The sequence below is a fragment of the Streptomyces sp. NPDC040718 genome, assembly GCF_055593565.1.
In genome coordinates, this window is the sequence record NZ_JBVIXO010000017.1 from 115034 (window position 1) to 132633 (window position 17600).

The 17600-nt window shown below is 70.0% G+C and carries 16 protein-coding genes and 3 pseudogenes; 11 read left to right on the forward strand and 8 right to left on the reverse strand.

What is annotated here, in order from left to right; all coding sequences use genetic code 11:
- The first annotated feature begins 199 nt into the window (after positions 1 to 199).
- From ACZ597_RS31015 to ACZ597_RS31025, 3 genes are all read left to right on the forward strand, one after another.
- Positions 200 to 340 (forward strand): hypothetical protein, encoded by a 141-nt coding sequence (locus tag ACZ597_RS31015; RefSeq protein WP_471337168.1) that lies wholly within the window; start codon positions 200 to 202, stop codon positions 338 to 340.
- Between the two features lie 737 nt (positions 341 to 1077).
- Positions 1078 to 1896 (forward strand): alpha/beta fold hydrolase, encoded by an 819-nt coding sequence (locus ACZ597_RS31020; RefSeq protein WP_471337171.1) that lies wholly within the window; start codon positions 1078 to 1080, stop codon positions 1894 to 1896.
- 635 nt (positions 1897 to 2531) lie between these two features.
- Entirely contained in the window at positions 2532 to 3419 is an 888-nt protein-coding gene (locus ACZ597_RS31025) for a serine hydrolase domain-containing protein (protein ID WP_471337174.1), read from the forward strand.
- A 29-nt stretch (positions 3420 to 3448) separates the two neighbouring features.
- Here ACZ597_RS31025 and ACZ597_RS31030 read toward each other — a convergent pair.
- The 3 genes and pseudogenes from ACZ597_RS31030 to ACZ597_RS31040 all read right to left on the reverse strand — a co-directional run.
- Positions 3449 to 3556 (reverse strand): annotated as a pseudogene (locus ACZ597_RS31030) (IS21-like element helper ATPase IstB); the annotation flags it as partial.
- Positions 3557 to 3614: 58 nt separating this feature from the next.
- Entirely contained in the window at positions 3615 to 4484 is an 870-nt protein-coding gene (locus ACZ597_RS31035) for an MBL fold metallo-hydrolase (protein WP_471337177.1), read from the reverse strand.
- Positions 4485 to 4633: 149 nt separating this feature from the next.
- The gene (locus tag ACZ597_RS31040) at positions 4634 to 5008 is read right to left on the reverse strand and encodes a hypothetical protein (protein ID WP_471337180.1); all 375 of its coding nucleotides are present in this window, start codon (positions 5006 to 5008) and stop codon (positions 4634 to 4636) included.
- Positions 5009 to 5338: 330 nt separating this feature from the next.
- Between ACZ597_RS31040 and ACZ597_RS31045 the strand changes: the two genes are divergently transcribed.
- The 4 genes and pseudogenes from ACZ597_RS31045 to ACZ597_RS31060 all read left to right on the forward strand — a co-directional run.
- Positions 5339 to 5572: an SH3 domain-containing protein gene (locus ACZ597_RS31045; protein ID WP_471337183.1), complete on the forward strand. Its 234-nt coding sequence runs from the start codon at positions 5339 to 5341 to the stop codon at positions 5570 to 5572.
- Positions 5573 to 5993: 421 nt separating this feature from the next.
- Positions 5994 to 6842 (forward strand): NAD(P)H-binding protein, encoded by an 849-nt coding sequence (locus ACZ597_RS31050; RefSeq protein WP_471337186.1) that lies wholly within the window; start codon positions 5994 to 5996, stop codon positions 6840 to 6842.
- 265 nt (positions 6843 to 7107) lie between these two features.
- A complete protein-coding gene (locus ACZ597_RS31055) occupies positions 7108 to 7395 on the forward strand; it encodes a hypothetical protein (protein ID WP_471337189.1) in 288 nt (95 codons plus the stop codon).
- Between the two features lie 343 nt (positions 7396 to 7738).
- Positions 7739 to 8138: pseudogene (locus ACZ597_RS31060) on the forward strand (IS110 family transposase); the annotation flags it as partial.
- A gap of 206 nt (positions 8139 to 8344) precedes the next feature.
- Here ACZ597_RS31060 and ACZ597_RS31065 read toward each other — a convergent pair.
- Positions 8345 to 9541, reverse strand: a complete 1197-nt coding sequence (locus ACZ597_RS31065) for an IS701 family transposase (protein ID WP_471337278.1) — start codon at positions 9539 to 9541, stop codon at positions 8345 to 8347.
- A gap of 186 nt (positions 9542 to 9727) precedes the next feature.
- Between ACZ597_RS31065 and ACZ597_RS31070 the strand changes: the two genes are divergently transcribed.
- Both ACZ597_RS31070 and ACZ597_RS31075 read left to right on the forward strand, forming a co-directional pair.
- A complete protein-coding gene (locus ACZ597_RS31070) occupies positions 9728 to 10030 on the forward strand; it encodes a hypothetical protein (protein WP_469116505.1) in 303 nt (100 codons plus the stop codon).
- 424 nt (positions 10031 to 10454) lie between these two features.
- Positions 10455 to 10535 carry an excalibur calcium-binding domain-containing protein gene (locus ACZ597_RS31075; protein WP_471337284.1) on the forward strand — a complete coding sequence of 27 codons (81 nt, stop codon included), beginning with the start codon at positions 10455 to 10457 and terminating at the stop codon, positions 10533 to 10535.
- Between the two features lie 28 nt (positions 10536 to 10563).
- On the opposite strand, the gene ACZ597_RS31080 is transcribed toward ACZ597_RS31075, so the two are convergent.
- The 3 genes and pseudogenes from ACZ597_RS31080 to ACZ597_RS31090 all read right to left on the reverse strand — a co-directional run bounded on the left by ACZ597_RS31080 (position 10564) and on the right by ACZ597_RS31090 (position 13998).
- On the reverse strand, positions 10564 to 11703 hold the full coding sequence (locus tag ACZ597_RS31080; RefSeq protein ID WP_471337192.1) for an acyltransferase family protein: 1140 nt from the start codon (positions 11701 to 11703) through the stop codon (positions 10564 to 10566).
- A gap of 71 nt (positions 11704 to 11774) precedes the next feature.
- Positions 11775 to 12986 (reverse strand): annotated as a pseudogene (locus ACZ597_RS31085) (DUF2252 domain-containing protein).
- A gap of 124 nt (positions 12987 to 13110) precedes the next feature.
- Positions 13111 to 13998 (reverse strand): YhjD/YihY/BrkB family envelope integrity protein, encoded by an 888-nt coding sequence (locus ACZ597_RS31090; protein WP_471337194.1) that lies wholly within the window; start codon positions 13996 to 13998, stop codon positions 13111 to 13113.
- Positions 13999 to 14487: 489 nt separating this feature from the next.
- Between ACZ597_RS31090 and ACZ597_RS31095 the strand changes: the two genes are divergently transcribed.
- Positions 14488 to 15105 (forward strand): DUF3159 domain-containing protein, encoded by a 618-nt coding sequence (locus ACZ597_RS31095; protein WP_471337197.1) that lies wholly within the window; start codon positions 14488 to 14490, stop codon positions 15103 to 15105.
- A gap of 365 nt (positions 15106 to 15470) precedes the next feature.
- On the opposite strand, the gene ACZ597_RS31100 is transcribed toward ACZ597_RS31095, so the two are convergent.
- Positions 15471 to 16214: a phosphate/phosphite/phosphonate ABC transporter substrate-binding protein gene (locus ACZ597_RS31100; RefSeq protein ID WP_471337200.1), complete on the reverse strand. Its 744-nt coding sequence runs from the start codon at positions 16212 to 16214 to the stop codon at positions 15471 to 15473.
- A gap of 174 nt (positions 16215 to 16388) precedes the next feature.
- On the opposite strand from ACZ597_RS31100, the gene ACZ597_RS31105 reads away from it, so the two are divergent.
- The gene (locus ACZ597_RS31105) at positions 16389 to 16823 is read left to right on the forward strand and encodes a helix-turn-helix domain-containing protein (protein ID WP_471337203.1); all 435 of its coding nucleotides are present in this window, start codon (positions 16389 to 16391) and stop codon (positions 16821 to 16823) included.
- Positions 16824 to 17600 lie beyond the last annotated feature (777 nt).

Genomic DNA, 17600 nt, shown 5'->3' on the forward strand with positions numbered 1-17600 from the left:
CGGGGGCCGGATACGGCGACACGCCCACCGTCCGTACGGGGTGGTGTGTGGGGGCTGGGCAGGTGCGGCGGCGGGGAAGGCACCAGAGTCTTCCCCGCCGTCTGCCCGGCCTGGGCAGGCGAGCGCCGTCAACTCACGGAGGGTCGGTGATGTCGCAGGCCAGGGAATCGATAGACCCCTCCCATACGGAAGTCACTTGATGACGGACTTCGACCGGGACGGGATGGCCGGGAACGTCGGGGACAGGCTCGGCTTCGTCGCCCGTCGGGTCAAGGGTGACCCCAAGCGTTTCATCGAGGACCGTGGCAACCCACCGGCCGCCCGGCGCGGCAGCGTCTGACCCTGCCCGTCGCCCCTCCGGCAGCCGGGCTGAACTGTGTTGCAGCGGAAGGGGTTTGGGGACCTGGATCGGGGACACATGCGCTGGTGACGGCGGCACGTCTCACCGGCTCGGCGAATCCCTTCGCGGTTGGTGACCGCAGGCGGCACCCCTTCCCCCTGGGACCGTCTGCGGGCCGCCGGCACGGCACCGCACCGTCGTCCCGCCGCAGGCATAGCCCAGGCCGTTCATGCCTCCCCGTATCCCCGGTCTGGCCAAGCCCCTGGCGCCCGCTGACCACACAGCGGCCCCCGGGCCGCCGGCGGGACGACGACCGCCCCTCAGGCCACCTCGACGGGGCCCGGGCCGTGGTCGGGCCGACCACCAGGGCACCCGACTCCTCCAGTTCCTTCGTCGCGCGGCGCCAAGGTACACATTCTGTGGAAGTCCGCTGCCGGGCGTACGAAGACTAAGATGACAACGCCCCCGCGGGCTGGCGCGGGGCCTGGCCGCCCCTGCCCCCGCCAGCTCCGGCGCCTGCTGTAGATGGCCGCCTGCGCGCAGCTGTTCACGATCGAAGAGGAGCCCCCCTCGGTGTGACCTCTGGCCGCAGGCGGGGCCGCCGGGACTACGGGCCCGCGGCGAGGGCTGCGGGTTCCGCGTTGCCCGCTCGTGGTGCACGACGGAGACTGGGCGGAGGAGCGCGGACCGAAACGGCAAGGGCCGCGAGTGGGTGATCTTCCGGAGAGGCCTGCACCATGGGCGATTACGTGCAACTGCCCGGTGTCAGGACCTGGTACGAGACCGAGGGGGACGGGGATCCCCTGGTTCTTCTGCACGGCGGGTTCTGCACCAACGGGACGTGGGGTGCGCAGCGGGCGGATCTGGCTGCCGCGTACCGCGTCTTCCTCCCGGAACGCCGTGCGCACGGGCACACCCCGGATGTGGAAGGGCCGGTGTCGTACCAGGCCATGGCCGACGACACGGTCGACTTCCTGGAGGCGGTCGTACGCGCCCCGGCCCACCTGGTGGGTTGGAGCGACGGCGGCATCGTCGCGCTGATGGTGGCCGGCGCCCGGCCGGACCTGGTCCGCAAGGTGGTCGTGATCGGTGCCAACTTCCGTCCCGCCGGTGAGGCGTTCGTCGAACCGGCGATGGTCGACGCGATGACCTCCGGCAGCGACGAGCTGGAGTTCTTCCGCTCGATGTACGCCCCGATATCGCCGGAGGGTGCCGGGCACTGGCCGGTGGTGGCCGCGAAGATGGTGGACATGTGGCGCGGCCAGCCGACGATGACCCCGGCGGATCTGGGGCGGATCAGGGCGCCGACGCTGGTGATGGCCGGCGACGACGACATGGTGACCCTGGAGCACACGATCGAGCTCTACCGGGGCATTTCCGGATCCCAGCTCGCGGTCGTCCCCGGTGCCTCGCACCTCGCACCGTTGGAGAAGCCCGACCTCGTCAACCGGCTGATCCTCGATCACCTCGGACGGGACGCACCGGAGACCATGATGCCGATCCGACGCGCCGCGCCACCGCATCCGGTCCCGCCGGCCGCGGACGCGGCGAACTGATCCGGAGGCGTGCTGGGGGGCGAGTCCGATGTCGGCCAGGGCCCAGCCCGCCCGGCGCAGCAGCGCGAGGGCGGGGGTCGCCGTGTCCCCAGCGGGCGGCGCTGATCGGGACCGGGATCGCTTCGCATCTCCACGGCGAACGCGGGTCGGGGGGCTCCCACATCCGCGCGAGGCGCAGCGCCGTCAGCACCACGGCTGTGACGGGTGGTGCGATCGCCGAGAACCGTGCTCCCGGGCGGTTGCCGACGCTCACGAAGGCGGCGACGAGCAGCAGGAGGGCGGCGGGAGTGAACCGGAACGTGCCGCCGCCAGCGCCGAGCGGTCCCAACGCCGGCAGGCCCAACCCGCTGACGAGGCAGGCGCGGGCCAACGCCCGGGCCGTCTTGCAACAGGAGCGGAACGATGGCCCCGACGGCGCTGACCACGAAGACCAGGAATACCCGGCGCCGACACCGCCACGGCCCCCGCCGAAGCGTCCCCGCCCGCGCCCGACGCGGCCCGGCCGCCCCTCGGCCCCGGTCGCCGCCCCGGATCCGGATTCCTAAGATGGGAAGGTCGGCTCGGGGATTCGGATACCGCTCGGGGACGTGCGTCAGAGGTGATCCTGGATGGGCCGGTACCGCACGCCTGCCATCGTGGCCGCTGCCTCCCTCCTGCTGACCGCGCTGTGCGCGGGCCAGGCTCCCGCCGCCGCCCCGCCGGGCCGGGGCGACATCGACGACGCGATCACCGCGGCCATGCGCGAGGCCGACATCCCCGGTGTGGGCGTCGGCCTGTGGATCGACGGCGAAGACCCCTACGTACGCGCCTTCGGCACCTCCGACAAGACCACCGGCACCCCCATCAAGACCGACATGCACACCCGCATCGGCAGCATCACCAAGACCTTCACCATCACCGGTGTCCTCCAGCTCGTCGACGACGGGAAGGTACGGCTCGACGAGCCGATCTCGACGTACCTCGACGGAGTGCCAGGCGGCGACCGGATCACCGTCCGGCAGCTCGCCGAGATGCGCAGCGGCCTCTACAACTACACCGAGGACCCGCGCTGGCTGGCCGCCTTCAAGGCCGACCCGTACCTCGCCTGGACCCCGCGGCAGCTGCTGGACATCGCCTTGCACAGCTGGGTTGGGACCATGGTCAGCGGGCGGCTGCCGGACGGCGACCGCCTGCTGGAACCGGCCACCCAGGCCCAGCGGCTGGGCATGCTGCCCACCGGGTACCCCGGGCTGGGCTACGGGCTCGGCATCGCCGACTTCGCCGGCTGGATCGGCCACAACGGCGAGCTGCCCGGCTACGAGACCATCGCCGTCCGCCTCCCGCAGGACCGCGCCACACTGGTGATCGTCGTGAACTCCGACGTCGACGGGAAGTTCGGCAACCTGAGTTCCCTCATCGCCAACCGGATCACCAAGATCGTGACACCGAAGCACGTCTGGTCCCTCCCGAAAGAGGCTCAGCCCAATGCGCTACCGGAGCCGTCCGCACCGCCCGTGTCGCCGAAGCCGCAGGACCGCCGGTGACCTTCGGGCCGCAGGGCGGTATCGGGCCGTTCGAGGTAGCCCACCTCATCGATGCACAAATGACTGACACGTCTGTAGCGGGCGATGGTCTTGGTCAGCTGCTTGTCGGCGGCGGCCTCAACGAGCTCGTTGACGCTGCGCTCCCGCTGTGTCCGGCAGCCCTGCCGGACACAGCGGCCGGACCTGTCCGTGCTTTCACCAGCGGACAGAGGCGAAGTCGATCGGCCGGGGCCTTAACAGCCGGGTGCGCTCTGCCAGCGCGCTGAACCGCCGGGACATCTCGTCGGCGGCCAGCCGGCGGCGGTCTCCGTGGCCGGGCAGGACCCATTCGAACCGGAGCCGCCCGGCTGCCCCCGCCAGTGAGGCGGCCAACTCCTCGATGGAGTACCAGGTCACGCTGTCTGCGACTTCCAGATCGCCCGTGGTGCGTGACCAGTAGAAGCTGTCCCCGCTGAAGCAGTACCGGTCATCGGCGAGGTAGAGCACACTGCCGGGAGTATGGCCCGGCAGCGGGTGGGCGGTGACTCCCGCACCGACCTCCAGCGGCTCGAGGCCACGGATCACCCGGTCGGCGTCGGGTGCTGCATCGAGGTCGCCCTCGTGGATCCATAGCCGGGCGCCGAAGCGGTCGGCGTAGCGGCGGCCGTGTGCGGCGTGATCGCGATGGGTGAGGAGCACATCGGTGACAGGACCGGCAGCCGCGTAACGGTCGGCGAGCGCTGGACTCCAGCGCGGCGTGTCGATCATCATGACCGTCCCCGACGGCCGCCTGAGCAGATAGGCGTTGGCCCCCGCAGTGTGCTGCGAGTTGTGCCCGCAGAGCAGCACGCCGCTGTCCAACTCCATCGGAAAGGGGTCGAGCCGCTGATCCGGCTGCTGAGAGGTGTGGCGGATCGAGCGGGTGGGGCAGGCGAAGACCGCCGCGTGTAAGCGCCGAGTCTCCGCTTCGTTGCGCGGCGGGCGCAGGATCTGCGACTTGCCCTCGACCTCGCCGATCAGCTCGGGCGCGAGCTGCCGTGCGACATCACAGTTGAAACAACGGTCGTCCACGTACCAGCCGTCCACGGCAGGTCTCCGTTCTGGGGAGAGGGGGAGCGATGCCCGATGCGGGCTTGCCCCTCCCTGGGTACCTCACTCGCAGTGGGAAACGGTAGGCCCCGCCGATCTTGTATTTCCGGACTCGACGCGCTCTCTCCGACCCGATCGGCCCCTGGTCACTCCTCGCGTCCATGCGCCCGCTTGCCGAGGCGGCAGAGAAGCGGAAATTCGCTCTCCTGCCTGGACTCGGTTTCCTGTCCCTGTCCCTGTCCCTGTCCCTGTCCCTGGGCCACCCGCAGCCGCACGGCCGTCTCGGTGAGATCGAAGTCCTCGACGACCTCGGGCACTATGGACATCCTTTCCCGGGCACACGCCCAGATCTCCGGATGTCCGCCAATCCGAAACAACCTCACCGTACGTGGGCTGAGCATCCCCTCGACTTCGAGCTGCAGCGGGGCGCTGGGCTCCCCGCCGGCCGCGGCGTGCACCACCCGCACGTCATACTCGCCCGTGGGTGTCCTGGAGACTTCCAGTTCTAGGTCAGTGGCCATCGCACCCCTCTTTGCTGCGGATGACCACGGGCAGCCCGCCCGCGGAACTGCCGCTTAGCTCTGCTGCCATGCCCTTTGAAGGGTGATCAGGTCTCGGAGAGCAGCCATGTGGCCTGATCTGCGCGAACGGATTGCCGAGCCGGTACATGAGTCACCGGTTGCGCCTGTCGGGCTCATAGGCTCGCGGTACGCAGGCGGTCTGTCACAGTCCCGCCTGGTTCCGATGCCCTTGGTGCGGCGGGGCCTGGGCTTCGCCGATGAAGAAGATGCGAGGAAGAGATGTCTCCCACACCGCCTCAGCCCTACGGGACCGTTGTCAGTGAGCAGGGTGTGAACGTCCGGGAGTTCCCCAGTACCGACTCCTCGATCATCGCCACGATCCCGTACCGCTCCACGGTCGGCTTGCGCTGCAAGGTCAGGGCCCAGGTGATCGACGGCAATGCCATCTGGTACCTGCTGCGCGACCGGCCCGGGTGGATCACGGCCCGGTACGTGGACAACACCGGCAACGTGAAGATCGCACTCGACAACGGCGGCGCCACAGACGGGGACGCGGCAGGGTAAAGCAGACCCGCGGCGGCTGGCCGATGCTGGCGCAGGCCACGGCACCGGCAGCATCAGCATCAGCATCCGGGTCGTCCCCGACACAGCGCAAGGGGGCGGGGGGCACCGCCCGGGTGACGAGCTCTCTGGTGCGCACCACCGGTGTCGGCCAGGTCAGCGGAGATCGCTACCGCTTCGTCGGCAGTGACACCAACGTGGTCGTGTGACCGCCGGGCCCAATCGACCCGCTGATCTTCAACCCATTCCGACGTTGCCTTGTGGTTGGCTCCTGATCGCCAGTGTGCCAGTGGCACCTGGTGACCGATCTTGCTTCGGGAGTTGGCACAGCACCGGTCGGCCGCTCAGGCCGACCGGTGCTTGACCTGAACCTTGGTTGACGTATGAGAGTCGTGTCATCGAACGGCGAGACGAGGAGGTTCCGATGACACAGCCCAGGATCCTGGTGACCGGCGCGACCGGAAAGGTCGGCGGCGCGGTGGTGACCCAACTGCACGCGGCGGGAATGCCCGTGAGGGCGCTGGTGAGAGGGGAGGCGGACTTCCCGGAGGGTGTGCAGGCGGTACGCGGCGATCTCGGTGATCCCGCGTCGCTGGACACAGCTCTGGACGGCGTCGATTCGGTCTTCCTGGTGTGGCCGTTCCTGAGCGCTGAGGGCGCGTCGGACGTGATCGACGCGATCGGGAAGCACGCCCGACGGGTGGTGTACCTGTCATCCGCCGGGGTCGGTAGCGAGGAGAAGCCGGGCGAGGCGATCACCATGTTCCACACAGAGCTGGAGCGGCTGATCGAGGCATCGGGCCTGGAGTGGACGGCGCTGCGGCCCACCGGATTCGCGAGCAACACGCTGGGCTGGGCGGAGGAAATCCGCACCACCGGTGCGGTGCGGGCGCCGCTGGCAAGACTGGCCCGCCCGCTGATCCACGAGGCGGACCTGGCTGCGGTCGCCGTTCAGGCACTGAGGACCGACACCCTGCTCGGCGCCCGCCCCCTGATGACCGGCCTCGAACTGATCACCCAGGAACGGCAGGTGGCACTGATCAGTGAGGCCATCGGGCGGCCGGTGCGGTTCGAGGAGATCGCACTGGACGAGGCCGTCGAGCAGATGAAGGCCGCAGGCTACCCGGCAGAGCTGGTGGAGGCCGTGTTGCCGGCCCAGGAAGAGATGCTCGACAATCCGGAGCCGGTCAACGATGAGGTGGAGCGCATCACGGGTACCCCGGCCCGGTCCTTCCGGGAGTGGGCGGTGGACCACGCGGCGGACTTCCGTTGAGAGGGATGTCGATACACGTCGACGTGGACGGCCAAGGCAAAAGCACCGGATCTCAGCTCCGTCGCCCCCACGCTCGACTCTGAGGTCGGGCCCCCGTTCAGGGAAGCCGTGAGCGATTGAACCGTTCAGGTCGGGAAGCCAAGCGGCTGTGGCGTGGCGTCGCTCACAAGAATCCGCGTCCAAACCCGTATGCACCGGCTGCGGGACGGAGTTCGACAACGACTGATGGGAGACCACCACGCTCTCCCCGGAGCCGTGCCACCCGTTGCACCCTACGCCGTGCGAGCCGTGCGAGCCGTGCGAGGCCAAGACGGTCGCGACCGCGGACCGGGCCGAGCGCGACCGCGTGGAGGCGGAGGCCGCCGCGACCGCCGAGAAGGCCCGCACCTGGCGCCCCCTCCGGGCGGTCGAACAGGTCATCGCGGCAGACGGATCCTGGTTCTTCACCCTGCACTTCGACGCCACCGGAACCAAGCACCTGACGTGGAGCGGCGTCAAGAACCAGCCTCCCTCGCGGCCACCATCCCGGTCGCAGCCACCCTCTCCCTGCTGACGACCAACCAGCCCCGCATTCCCCTTCCACGACGACCCCGCTCCGCCGACTGAACCAGCCGCATCGCCGCCGTGCCGATCAGACTCCGCTGACTGATCAAACTTCCCTACGTTGCATGCGGGACAGGGCGAGCCCTTCGTATGGTTCTCCCACCCAGGGGCGTCGGGCGTGGCTTTCAAACTTCTGCCGCTTGTGGCAACCAGCGATTGGCCACCCGACGCCCCACGACGACTCGGCTGCCAATTGGGAATTGCGAATGATCGCACCGTAGGGAATCGACAGCGAGGTCGTCCGTCGGGAGGCACCAGCACACCCCACCGCACGGAGGCACCACACGGCCGCGATCTGGGCCGGCATCGACGCAGGCAAGACCCAGCACCACTGCGTCGCGATCGATGAGAGCGGCCACCGGCTGCTGTCACGACGTCGCCAACGACGAACCTGAACCCCTCGAACTCCTCACCGACGTCTTGGCCCTGGGCGACGAGGTGGCCTGGGGAATCGACCTGGCCGACGATGGAGCCGCCCTGGCCATCGGCATCCTCCTCAACCACGACCAGCCCGTGAACTACGTCTCCGGCCGCGCCATCCACCGAGCCTCCGAGAGCTACCGCGGCGAGGGCAAGACCGACGCCAAGGACGCTGCGGTCATCGCCGACCAGGTCCGCATCAGGCGTGACCCCAACCCCTTACACACCGGCGACGAAACCGTCATCGACCTCAAGATCCTCACCGGCCGGCGCGTCTTGTGGGCTCTCCTCCGTGACGGACGGACCTACGAGCTCACACCGCCGACGCCCCTGGCGGCTTGACAGAAGGCATGAGGAATCGCTGAGACCGGTCAGTCCCGCTTAGTACTCCAGTGCGGCTTCGTGATCTATCCGCTGGTTTCGTGGGCTGAGCGTCGTCGGTAGTGGCTGCGCCGGGCTGTTGCCTGGTGGCGTCTGCGTCAGTTCGACCAGTGCAGCAGTCTGGCCAGGGACACGACTGGTGGGTTGAGGACGGCGGTGAAGAGGTGGCGGATTTCTGGAACGGTCAGCGGGATCGGGTCGCTGCCCCGGACGTGGTGACGCGGCTTCGCTGGCCGGTCGGGGGCTGCGTCAGCGGCGACGGCGGCCAGGAACGCCAGCGCGAGCATGGCGAGCGTGACGTGCCGGTGCCATGAGGTCCAGTGCCTCACCTGGTAGTGGTCCAAGCCGACTTGGCCCTTGGCGGCCTGGAAGCATTCTTCGACGTTCCAGCGGGTGCCGGCCACGCGGACGAGCTCGGCCAGGGGTACTGCGGCAGGTGACCAGCACAGGTAGAAGGCGAGTTCCCTCGTGGTGGGGTTGCGGCGGATCAGCAGGTGGCGGTGTTCGCCGGTGCCGATATGGATCCAGGCCCAGTCGTAATAGCGCGGGCCCTTCGCGCCGTTGCCGGCGCTTTGCCGGTGCCAGGCAGTCGTGGGCAGGCGACTGGCGACCGTGTCTGCGCGAATCGGTGTGCGGCCGGAGTTGATCCGGACCCGGATGGAGCAGGCGACGGCCAGAACGTATCCGGTCCCGTTTGCCTCCAGGGCGGCACGAAGCTGCGGGTCCTGCCCGTATGCCTCGTCGCCGGTCACCCACCGTGCTTCCACCCCGGCACCCAGTGCGGCGGCGATCATTTCCCAGGCCAGGCGGGGTTTGGTCGCGAACTGCACCTCGTCGGGTATCCCGGCAGCCTGGCGGCGCTCCGGATCGGTGCACCAGGAATGCTCAGGCAGGTAGAGCCGGCGGTCGATCAGTGCCCGCCCCCGGCCGGTGGCGTAGGCGAGAAAGACACCGACCTGGCTGTTCTCAATGCGTCCGGCGGTGCCGGTGTATTGCCGCTGCACGCCCGCCGAGGACCGGCCCTTCTTCAGGAAGCCGGTCTCGTCGACGATCAGCACGCCACCGTCGCCGCCGAGGTGGTCCACCGCGTAAGCGCGGACTTCGTCGCGGACAGCATCAGCGTCCCAGCGGGCACTTCGCAGCAGTCGCTGCATCGGTCCGGGACGTGCGTGACCAGCCTGTTCTGCCAGCCGCCAGCAGTTCTTGCGCTCGACGCCGGACAGCAGCCCAAGCAGGTACGCGCGGGCGGTCGCCCGCGGTTCCACCCGTCGGAACCGACCCGCGATCCGTGACATGGCCTGGTCGAACAATGCCCGCCACCGGACAGGCTCTACGCTATGGCCCGCGGCCACCGCACGATCTTCAGGAGTCCACACAAACCCCGATGATCACGCGGTGGCCGCCCTCGCTCCAGGCCGGGTCCTGGACAGTGCCGAACTCCTTGCTCCGGTCCGACGGCCCCTGATCGACACAATGAGCACATGGACAGCGAACCTCTGCAGATCCCGCTTGACCAGCTGCGGCACGCCTTCGAGCTGGCAATGCAACACATCGAAGCGTCAGCCGGCAGCGCAGTGGCGCTCGAACACGATTACTTCTGGTCCGTTCCGGGCGACGAACTCTACGACGTCCCCAACGAACCGAGAACGATCACAATCGGGCAGCTCTCCGAGTCATGGCAGCACCTTGAGGACCTCCTCGCCGACCCGAACCGGGCCGTGGGCCACCACCTGGTCTGGCTCGCCGATGTCCTCCGTGCGATCGGACAGTCCACCGCCCAGTAGCCACCACACGCGCGACGTGACGTGGAACTACGAAGTCACACTGGAGTATTAGTGGCTGCGGCATTACTTTCTGCAGTCTCCTCTGCTGTGTGCCTGCACCCGTTCGGAGCAGGTGAAGACGGAGGAGGAGACGTGCGTACATGGAAGGCAGCGGCCGCCGTGCCGATGGCCCCCGCAGCGTCATCTCTGGCGGCGACCGTGACGGCTTCACCGACGCCACCGCCAGCAACCACTCCAGCCTCCGCCCCTCCGTGGCCGTTTCCCCAGCAGCCCGGCCGCGTCTGCCTGAGCCACCACCGGCCCCGTCGGCGGACGTGAACGTCGGCGCCCGGGAACCCGGCGCCGCCCCCGCAGGCTCCTCTGCCTCCAGCGGCGGCTCAGCCGGGAAGACCGTGGTGCTGTCTCGTACCGGAACTGCACCGCTGTGCGGGAGGCCGGGGCTGCTCCGATCCGGCGCGGCGATCCTGGCTACGGCCGGCACCTGGACCGCGACGGGGCGAAATGACTTGCCGACTGCCCCGCCTGGCAGCCCTCTACCTGGAATAGGGGCTGCTGCCGCGGCTGGTGCGGAGACGTTCCGCCTCGGGCGCGGGGGGCTGCGCGGGCGGCCGGGGGAGGACGGGCCGGCCCGGGGTTCCCGCCCGGATGTCCTGGATCCCGCGGCGCAGTCGGGCGCCCAGCCGCCGGCCCAGCGGGCGTTCGATGAAGCGGTGGACGGCCCAGGCGAGCACCAGCATCCCTGCCGTGGTGGCGAGGGCGAGGGGCACGGGGGCGACGCGGTCGCGGAAGTGGTGGATGACCGTCAGCCCCACCATCATGTGGATCAGGTAGAGGGGGTAGGTGACCGCGCCCGCGTGGCGGAGCCAGCGCCACCGGATGCCGTCCAGAGCACCGAGGGCGAGGGCGGCCATGACCGCGAAGCCGAACAGGATGATCGCGTGAGCCGGCCAGGAGGGAGTCTGCTCCGCGGTCGTCTGGCCGAGGCTGGAGACCATGCGGGCGGTCACGTGGTGTTGTGCGAGGAGGAACTGCACGCCGACGACGGCCCACAGCACGGCGTTCGGCCCGAAGCGGCGCATCAGGTGGAAGGCCATGCCGGCGATGAAGTAGGGGGACGAGGACGGCATTGCGATGAAGGACAGCAGCTCGTTGTCGATGGCGGGGGCAAACGCCGCGGCCAGGGTCCAGACCCCGCAGAAGAGCACGCAGTTGCGGTACGTCAGCCCGCGCATGACGACGAGCGCGAACAGCACGTAGAACTTGAGCTCCACGAAGAGGGTCCAGTACGCGTCGTCGATGTCCGGGACGTCGAGGCCGCCCTGGAGCATCGACAGGTTCACCAGGACATCGGTGTACCCCGCGAACGACCGCACCTCGGGCCACGCGAACAGCACCAGCGAAGTGAAGACGACGGCCGTCCAGTAGGCGGGGAACAGCCGGGTCACCCGGGACACCGCGAAGTCGCCCACGCTGCGGCCCCATGCGCTCATGCAGATGACGAACCCGCTCACGAGGAAGAACACCTCGACTCCGAGCCAGCCGTAGACGGCGAACCGGCGGGCGTCCGGGAAGACGTCGGTGGTCGACCGGCCCCACGCGCTGGCCAGCACGGTGTAGTGATAGAAGAGCACGGCCAGTGCGGCCAGCACCCGTATGCCGTCGAGGACGGCCAAGCGCTGAGGCTCCCCGCCCGCTCCACGCGTTCTCATCCCTCGTCCGCCCCCTCGTCCGTACTGCAATCCGATTACCGGTGCGTAAAGATCAGCGGAACAGTACAGCGTGCACTCCGGCCCTCGCCGCCCCGACGGCCGGAGTTGACGGTCCGGAGACCGATGGGTTTGCGCGCGGATCTCGGTCTGGGAGGGTGTTCGACCGAAGCGACACTGCGGCGGCCGTCCCGCTCGTTGCGGTCGGCGTAGTTCTCCGCGAACCGGTCCAGGGCCCGGTCGACGACATCGCCCCCGCCCAGGTACGTGGCGAACGCGATCCGGTCCCCGGAGCGCGCGTGCGCCCGCGCGAGGGGCTCCCCGCACAGCTCCCCTCACAGCTCCCCGAACACCCCATGCCGCGCGGCACCATGTCCGCGGGGTCGGCGATCGCCTTCCAGTCGCGCAGCTGCCGCAGGTAGCAGTCCCGCTCGCAGCCCTCGATGCCCTCCTCGCGGGTCCAGCCGAGGAAGACGTCCCCGGCGGCCTGCATCAGCCGCTGCCCGGCGACCACCCGCTCGCCCTCGGTGGCGTGCTCGCTCGCGCCGACGTGCGCGGCGAGCACCGATTGGCCGGCCTCCTTGGCCTGGAGGATCAGCGGGTCCCGTCCGTCGCGGCCGGTGAGCAGCACGATCCAGCAGCGTGTGCCGACACTGCCGACGCCGACCACCTCGCGCGCAGGGCCTCGGCCGCCACCGTCCGGAGCCGGTCGGCGTCCACGCGCGCGTCCCCAGACGTCCAGGTTGCGCATGAGGGCGAAGCGGCGCATCCACTCCCGGTACGAGCGCACCGTGGAGCGCACGATCCGGGCGTGCCCGGCGTCGTCGAAACCGTTCTCCCGCGCCGCGATGACGAGGCTGGCGGCCAGCCGCTTGACGTCCCACTCCCACGGCCGGGCAAGGTCTCGTCGACGTCGTTGAGGTCGAAGAGCAGGTTGCGCTCCGGCGATCCCGGCAACCTGAAGTTCAGCACGTGCGCGTCGCCGCACAACTGGACCCGCAGGCCGGAGTCCGCCGTGCCGGCCAGGTCGGCGGCCATGATCGCGGCCGCGCCCCGGTAGAAGCGGAACGGCGACTCGATCATCCGCCCGTAGCGGACCGGGGCCAGTTCGGCCAGACGGGTGGCCGACGGCCGCTCGATCACCGCCACCGGGTCCCGTCAGGCGAGGGGGCGAACTCCTCGTGACCGGACCTCGGCGCCCTCTCCCGCGCGGCCTTGCCACGGGCGGCCCGCTCCTCGGGGACAGCCAGGGCCCGTTGTCGGCCGCGGTCGTCCCGTGCATCGGCGTCATGCGAACCTCCCGGCTCGTGGAACCCCGGGCCCGTGCGCTTCCGGCATGCGCCCCGCGCGACGGCCCACGCGGACGTACTCAGGTCAGGGTGACGACCCGCTCCCCGGCTCCCGGACCGGACTGCCCAGACGACCGGCCAGGAACGGTTCCTGCGCCAGCACGGCGCCCGTGCACAGGCCGACCGCGATGGCCACGCACAGCACGATCAGCCACGACAGCAGAACGAAGACCGAGCCGAACGCCCCGAACTCGTCCAGCACACGGTTGAGGGCGAGCGGCATGTACAGGCGCGCGCCGAGCGACAGCACGGTGACGGCCACGGCGCTGAGCAGCGCCCCGGGCAGCAGCGGCCACCAGCCGACCGTACCGCCGAGCAGCAGGTTCTGTGTCCACCACCACGCCGCCGTCTGGAGGAGCAAGGTGAGGGGGACGCCCAGCCACGATCCCGTGCCGAACCCGTCGCGCACCGGCCCCTGCACCACCAGCAGGCCCGTCCAAACGGCGATCCACACGACCCAGCGCCAGACCGCGATCCGGGCCGCGCCCCGCCGGATCCCCCACGCGCGTTTGCACAGCCGCTGGACCGCTCGGCTCACTGCGGTCGCCGACAGCAGCACCATCACCGACCCCACCACACCCACCGCGTTCTGCACGTCCTCGTCCGTCCCGGCGAAGAACTCGTCGAGCTGCTCGCCGGACTCGCCGGTGAGGCCGAAGAGGGCACGCAGCGACGAGGTGAGCTGCTCCTGGAGGGCCTCCGGGGCGAGCGAGGCGACGACGAAGAGCAGGGGAACCACCGTCAGCAGGACCTGTGCGGCCACCCGGGTCGCCGAGTCGAAGATGTTCACCGCGATCATGCGCTCCGCCAGGTGGGTGATCACGGGAAAGCGGGCCTCGCTGCGGTACCGGATCCGCCGTCCCGTCTCCGCCAGCTCCCGCGAGCGGGTCCGCCACCACGATGCCCACAGCACGCCGCGCACCCGCCTTCTTCGTCCCCGTCCAGGTTGGCGGACCCGGCCCGGCGGGGCACCCCGACGCTGCGGGACCCGGCGCCCCGCCCCCGACGTCGCGGCACACGGCACCGGCTCACAGCCGGCAGCCGGCAGCGGGCAGCCGTGCAGTCCCAGCGGTACGCGGACGGCCATGCGTACCCGCGCCACCGGGCCCTCGGCGGGGTCCTCGGCAGGGAAGACCGGGAACCGGCTCGCCCCGTCGGTGCGTCGGTGGCGAAGGCCAGCGGTATCCGCGCTCCCTGGAGCCGGAGGAGTCGCGCACCTGGTCCGGGGGCGAAGACCGGTTCGCCTTTCAGTGAAACACCCGCCGGCCGGGTCTGTCGGGCGGCCCGGGCCGTTCCGGCACCCGGACCGGAATGCGGCCGGTCGCGGGTGCTCGCACGATGGGGAACGAGGCGGGTGCCGACCCCGGCCGGGCGCCCCGCTCCTACTCGCTGGGGAGGACCGATGGATGCTGTGGACCGCAAGACCGAGAACAGGGCCCCGGGCGCCGGGCGCTCCGGCATCTTCCTGGGGTTCGCGCCGTGGATCGTCTTCGACGTGGTGGCGGGCCCCAGCACCTGGAAGTTCGCCGCGCTCGCCGCGCTGATCGCCTCACTGGTGCTGAACCTGCCCGACATGCGGCGTGGGAGCCTGAAGATGCTGGAGATCACCGGCCTGCTGTTCTTCGCAGTCATCTCGATCCTGGCACTGGTACTCGACCGGCAGGACCTGCTCTGGCTGGAGACGTACGCCCAAACCCTGGCGAGCACCGTGATCGCGGTGGTGGCACTCGGGTCGCTGGCCTTCATCCCCTTCACCGAGCAGTACGCCCGCGAATCGGTGCCGCGCGAGTTCTGGGACTCGCCGCTGTTCCGCCGGACGAACCGGGTGCTGACCGCCGTGTGGGGCGGGGCCTTCGTGCTCATCGCCGTCTTCGGCCTGATCGCCGCGAGAACCGGGCGGCACGGGGACTGGCTCAACTGGGTCGTCCCCGTCGTCCTGCTGGTCCTGGCCGTGAAGTTCACCGCCCGGTACCCGGAACACGTCCGCGCGCGCGCACGCGACGCGGGACGCGTGGCCTGAACCCCGGCTCCGGGACGCGGGGAGCGGGCCGGGATACCGCGCCCCCGGGCGGCCCGTTCGGACGAGCCCGACGCCCGCGCCCGCCTCGTCGCCCTGACGAGCCGGTCCGCGATCGGTGGGGCTGTACTGAGGGCCCGGGCCGACGTACGGTCGAACGAGGGGCCGGAGCCCTGGCCGATCTCCGCGCGGACCCGCCCCGCCGGGCGGCCTCGCGGACGCCTGGCGCCGCGGCGACCGGCAGGTCGTCGCCGCCCTGTCCGAGATCTCGCTCAGGCGGGCGGGCCTGCGCCCCGACGGGCGGCTACGGCCGTCGAAAGCGCCGACGGACCGGGGTGGCGGAGCGAGGTGAGCGCTGGGGTCCGGAATCAGCCGGCGATCGCGTCCTCGGCGATCCGGAACGTCCTCTCGACTGCCGAGGCGTCATACGGCGCGAATCCGGAGAACAACACCGAGTCCTTCCGAGCCGTTCTGTAGCTCAGCAGGAAATCCAGGACAACCGAACGCAGCTGAGGCGGAGTCTCCTGGCCGGCGATGAAGAGGGGGGTAGGCAGGTGGTCTCTCCGGGCGATCACGCGAGTTCTCTCGGCGTTGGCCGGGTCCTTCAGCCACACGTCTTCCTGGATGAAGGTCGCGTCCGCCGAACCCGTCACTACCGCCTCCACCTGACCCTCGTAGGGCGATGTGGTCACGAGTTCGCTGAAGAATTCGTCGATCCGGCCCCCCAGGTCGTGAACCAGCAGAGCCGGTGCGAGAAAGCTCGTTGTGCAGAAGCGGTGGGCTATGGCGAGCCTCTTGCCGCGAAGATCAGCGGCTGTGGTGACGGCACTGTGCGCGGGGACGATGAGCAGGCTCGGGATGCCGGTGGTGCCGTCCGCCGCGTAGACGGCACTGGCGATCGGCGTGTACGTGGGGTCATTGCGCAGGTGGAAGTAATTGAGCACGGGAAGGTACGAGAATGTTGCCGCGTGGATTTCGAGCTGCTTCGTGAGCGGAGCCATGTCGCCGAGATATCCCTTGACATGAATTCCGTACGTCTCGACGAATGTGGACCATTCCGGTGAGTTGACCTCGAGCCTCAGATTTGCGTCGTACAGGAATGTTGGATTCATTGATCCTCCCTTGAAACGCGAGACTCTCCCTCCAGTCTTGCCCCTCACGGAAAAGTGTGCACGCATACGTCGCGCAACGCGCAACGCGCCGCAGGAGGCAGCTGCCCGAGCATCCGACGGCTCTGCCGGCGTCCGCGGGACCGGTGGGCCGCCTACCGGCCCAGGGCGCCGCACATGAGCCCGGCGTCGGAGCGAACCAGGGCAGGAGTACGACCGGAGGGCCCGACCTCACACCCGCGTCGATCGCCGCCGCCCGCCGGATCCGTGCGCTGCCTCCATGAGCTCTACCAGGACGACCGCATGACCGTCTCCGCTCTGATACGGCACACCCGCCTGGAACGCATCCGCCGCGATCTCAGCGACCCCCGCTTCCGCGCACGCTGCGTCAGCGCGATCGCCGCCCGCTGGGGATTCCCGGAACCGGCCCACTTCGGCCGCGCCTTCCGCGCCGCCTATGGGATCACCCTCAGTGACCGGAGTACATCTCGATCACGCTGGCGACGCTTTGTCGACCCCGGGGCCGGACACGCCGAGGACCAACGGCAGAGACACTCTGCCGGGCCACGGCTGCTCGTGAACGTGATCCCGGATCTCCGGTGCCGCCAGTAGCCGGGCGGCCCGCCCGCCGAGCCGCTGTCCAGAGTCCATCCGAGGGTTGAATCTGTGCCTCGCGTACGCGTGGGCGGCCTCCGCGATGTGCTCCTAACTCGCCACGGAATCAAGGCTATTGACAGCAAACGGGATCCTTTGGCATGTTTCCGGCGCGTAATCGGCGGGCCGCGGCGTTGTGCCATTGGGGTGCGATTGGTGATGGCTGCACGGCGTGAGGTCTACGACGAGTACGTGGCTGCGGGCCACCTGCGGGTGTCGGTGGCGGCCTGGCGGTGGGCTGTTGGTTCGGGCTTGGTCTCGTCGGCGGATGCGGGGCCGGGGCGGTGGTGGAGGCCGCCGACGCGGAGGCGGTGCGGGCGGCGCTGCGGGGGCCGATAGGGGCCGGGGTGGCGGCGGACCGGTAGACGGAGGCGTTGGGGTCGCCGTTGCGGTGCCGACCGCGGGTGACCGACTCGGCGGTGTACGCCGCCCGGCGGGCGCCCGCTCCCCGCTCGCCACGCTCGATGTGAGGCCGGTGGGGGAGCGGGTGTTGCTGGCGGAGGTGGCGTGCATGGCCTGGGTGGGCCGGGCCGCGGTGCAGAACTGGCGCCGCCGCCATGACGACTTCCCCCCCCGGCGGGCGGCTCGGGGGTGCATCCGACCTCCGACCGGGCGTCGATCGTTGGCGTGGCTGCTCACCACGACAAGAGCGAGGTGTCCATCGGCTTCGCGATCACCCTCGTCTGGCTCGATGAACGATCGGCAAGACGTCTCCTGGAATCAGCTGCTGACGTT